Below are 3,605 nucleotides of genomic sequence, written 5' to 3' on the forward strand. Positions count from 1 at the left end.
ATAAAATAAAAAACAATATAATCTATTTATATTCAAAATAAAATAGAATTAAAGGCTATTTTTTAATATAAAAATAGAAGAAAATGTTGTTTCATATTTAATTAATAAAGAGAATAGGTGATTTAGTTTGAGTGAAACTATAGTAATATCCCCGACAAGTCGTCAAGAGGGACATGCAGAATTATCAATGGAAGTTGATGAGAACGGAATAGTAACAACAGGACGTTACTTTAGTATTACACCTGTACGAGGAATAGAAAAAATGGTTATTGGAAAAAGACCAGAAACTGCTCCAGTACTTGTTCAAAGAATATGTGGAGTATGTCCAGTAACACATACATTAGCATCAGTTGAAGCAATTGATGATTCCCTAAAAATAGAAGTACCCCAAGCAGGACGTATTTTAAGAGAAATGTGTCTTAATGCACATATGATAAATAGTCATGCAATACACCACTTTTTAGTAGCTCCCGACTTTGTACCAGATAACCAGTATAAAGAAGTTGTTAAAAACATATCAACAATAAGAAAAAATGCTCAATATGTTGAAGATACAGTTGGAGGAGAAGGAATTCATCCATCTGATATTAGAATTGGTGGTATGGCACATAACATAACAAAAAATACAAAAAATAAAATTAAAACAAGAATCAGTGGGATGATGAAACTTCTAGAAGAACATGTGGAAACAATGGCTGGACTAATAGAAGATAAAGATTTCCCAGACAAACTAGGAGCACATAATCAACCTGTATTTGCTTCAGATAATACATATGGTTCAAAAAATAATCTTTCTATTAATGAAATAGAAGAAATATTACCAAGTTCTTGGTATGATCTTCCAGATATTGGAGAAAGAGCATGTTCACAAATTCCATTATATAAAGGAAATGTTGTAGAAACAGGACCTAGAGCAAGAGCATCAAAATTCCGTAAATTTAAAGAAGTAGGAGTTAAAGCACAACATCTTGCACGTGCACAAGAAATGATAAATTCTGCTGAAAAAATACTTGAATTAGTTGATAAACTTGATACATCTGCACAAGTAATGGCAGATTACACATTAGAAGGAACAAATCGTTTAGGTGTAGGAGTAATTGAAGGTCCAAGAGGAACAAATATTCATTCAGCAAAAATATCTCCAGAAGGATACATCAGTTATTATAATGCAATTGTACCTACAACATGGAATATTCCAACAATGGGACTTGCTACTGAAGGATTCCATCATGAATATGCTCCACATGTAATAAGAGCATACGACCCATGTTTATCATGTGCTACACATATGATTGTTAAAGATGATGAAACTAAAGAAGTATTAAAGGATGATATGGTTCAATTATAATTTGAAGGTATATTATGTCATATAATCATGAAAATTTAATAGTAGGCTGTGGAAATATTCTCTTTGGAGACGATGGTTTTGGTCCAAAGGTTATTGAATATATGAAAGAAAATAATGTTGAAATACCTGGAGATACTTGTTTAATTGATGGTGGAACTAGTGCTCCTCATTATATTTTTACATTACCTCAAGACAAATGGAAAAATATTATAATCATAGACATTGCATTATTAAACAAAAAACCAGGCACTATTGAAGTTTTAAATTTAAATCAGGTGAAAGAAGAAGATAGATACATGGATATACATGGTATATCGGCTACATACCCATTACATGATTTAGAAGATAGAATCAACATTCAAATTGTGGGATGTCAACCAGAAAATGTTCCACAAGATATGGATTTAGAGTTAACAGAAACATTAAATGCAAGTATCCCTGAAGCTGTTGAAATTACTATTAAATTACTTAATAAAATGTTAAAATGATTATATACTACAAAGGGAGATAAAACAATAAAAAAAGGTGAGTATCTTGTTTGAAAAACTTAAGAATTTATTAAAAAGTGAAAATGAAAAAAAGATTGAAGCTCCACAAACTAAAAAATCAGGTGATAAATTAAAAATAGGTTATATTCATTTATCTGGATGTACTGGAGATTTAATGTCTTTTACTGAAAATTATGATGATTTTGCAGATTTACTTGAAGCAGTAGATATTGTTTATGGACAAACATTAGTAGATGTTTGGGAAATGCCTGAGATGGATCTTGTTCTCATTGAAGGATCTGTGTGTTTAGAAGATAAACATTCACTAAAAGAATTAAAAGAAGCAAGAAGTAAATCTAAATTATTAGTTGCACTTGGATCTTGTGCTGCAACTGGTGGTTTTACAGTATATGCTAAAGGTGGACAACAAGCACAACCACAACATTCATCATTTTTAGCTCTACAAAACATTGTGAAAGTAGATCTTGCAGTGCCTGGATGTCCTCCATCACCCGATATAATAAAGAAAATTTTACTTGCTGCAATAAACAATGATATGGATTATCTTAAACCATTTATGGATTTTGCATCCAATAAGGAAGTATGTGGCTGTGATTTACAGAAAAAAGTTTTAAATCACTCATTATGTATAGGTTGTGGAGCTTGTGCTGCAACATGCCCTACTCGTGCCATGAGTATGAAAGATGGAAGACCATTATTTAATTGTGATAGATGTGTAAAATGTGGTTTATGTTACTATCAATGTACACGTAGTTGGTTACCAATAGACCAAATGAAAAAAGAAATAGGATATTAAGGAGGAAATAAATTATGATACAAGATTCAGTTCTTGGACCACATCAAGAAATTATAACAGCAAAAGCTGCAGACAACAAAGTTTTAAGTAAAGCTCAAGATGGTGGAATTGTATCTGCAATTCTTATCTATGCATTAGAAGAAAATATTATTGATGGTACTATTGTTGCTGGACCTGGAGATGAACCATGGAAACCAGAACCTCTTGTTGCTACAACAAAAAAAGAAATTTTAAAAGGTGCTGGAACTAAATATACCATGTGTCCTAACCTTTCGGTTATAAAAGAAGCAACACGTGAATATGGTCTTGAAAAGATTGGAACTGTTGGAACACCTTGTCAAGTTATGGGATTACGTAAAATGCAAACTTATCCTCTTGGTGTTAGAAATGTTGTTGATAAAATAGCCCTATCCATTGGTATTTATTGTATGGAAAACTTCCCATATGAATCTTTAAAAACTTTCATCAATGATAAAGTCGGTGTTACACCATCACAAGTTACAAAAATGAACATTACTAAAGGTAAGTTATTTATAACCCATACTGGTGGTGAAGGTAAGATTCCTCTTAAAGAAACGCATGGTTATGAACAGGCGGGATGTAATTATTGTATGGATTATGTTGCTGAGTTGTCTGATTTATCTTGTGGGTCTGTTGGAGCAAAACCTGGATGGTCTACTATTATTAAACGTACCGATAAAGGAGCTTCTTTAATTGATAAAGCTATTAAAGAAGGTGTTCTTGAAACAACAGAAACTAATGAAGGTAAATTTGGTTTAGAAATGCTTAGAAAATTATCTACTAATAAAAAGAAAAAACACCAAAAACGTATTGATAAACAGATTGATTATGGTCTTAATATGCCATTTACCCATTCAAAAGATAAAAATGATCCTCTTGAAAATAGGTAATCTTTTTACCCTATATATTTTTTTATTTTTTTATACTTATT

General features: G+C 31.3%; 4 protein-coding genes. All 4 read left to right on the forward strand.

Going from position 1 to position 3,605, the window contains the following annotated elements; translation table 11 throughout:
- Positions 1-127: 127 nt before the first annotated feature.
- Genes frhA through frhB form a run of 4 tightly spaced genes read left to right on the forward strand, consistent with a single transcriptional unit; the run spans position 128 to position 3,564 of the window.
- Entirely contained in the window at positions 128-1,348 is a 1,221-nt protein-coding gene (frhA, locus tag A9758_RS01200) for a coenzyme F420 hydrogenase subunit alpha (protein ID WP_011406878.1), read from the forward strand.
- A gap of 14 nt (positions 1,349-1,362) precedes the next feature.
- Positions 1,363-1,836: a coenzyme F420-reducing hydrogenase, FrhD protein gene (gene frhD, locus A9758_RS01205; protein ID WP_011406879.1), complete on the forward strand. Its 474-nt coding sequence runs from the start codon at positions 1,363-1,365 to the stop codon at positions 1,834-1,836.
- Between the two features lie 46 nt (positions 1,837-1,882).
- Positions 1,883-2,653 (forward strand): coenzyme F420 hydrogenase subunit gamma, encoded by a 771-nt coding sequence (gene frhG / locus A9758_RS01210; RefSeq protein ID WP_011406880.1) that lies wholly within the window; start codon positions 1,883-1,885, stop codon positions 2,651-2,653.
- Positions 2,654-2,667: 14 nt separating this feature from the next.
- On the forward strand, positions 2,668-3,564 hold the full coding sequence (gene frhB / locus A9758_RS01215) for a coenzyme F420 hydrogenase subunit beta (protein WP_011406881.1): 897 nt from the start codon (positions 2,668-2,670) through the stop codon (positions 3,562-3,564).
- The last annotated feature ends 41 nt before the right edge of the window (positions 3,565-3,605 follow it).

This window comes from Methanosphaera sp. A6, assembly GCF_001729395.1.
Lineage (GTDB): Archaea > Methanobacteriota > Methanobacteria > Methanobacteriales > Methanobacteriaceae > Methanosphaera > Methanosphaera stadtmanae.

Bases quoted from the DNA above. Each gene is read 5' to 3' on its own strand.
- frhD (WP_011406879.1), top strand. From the start codon at position 1,363: ATGTCATATAATCATGAAAATTTAATAGTAGGCTGTGGAAATATTCTC.
- frhB (WP_011406881.1), top strand. From the start codon at position 2,668: ATGATACAAGATTCAGTTCTTGGACCACATCAAGAAATTATAACAGCA.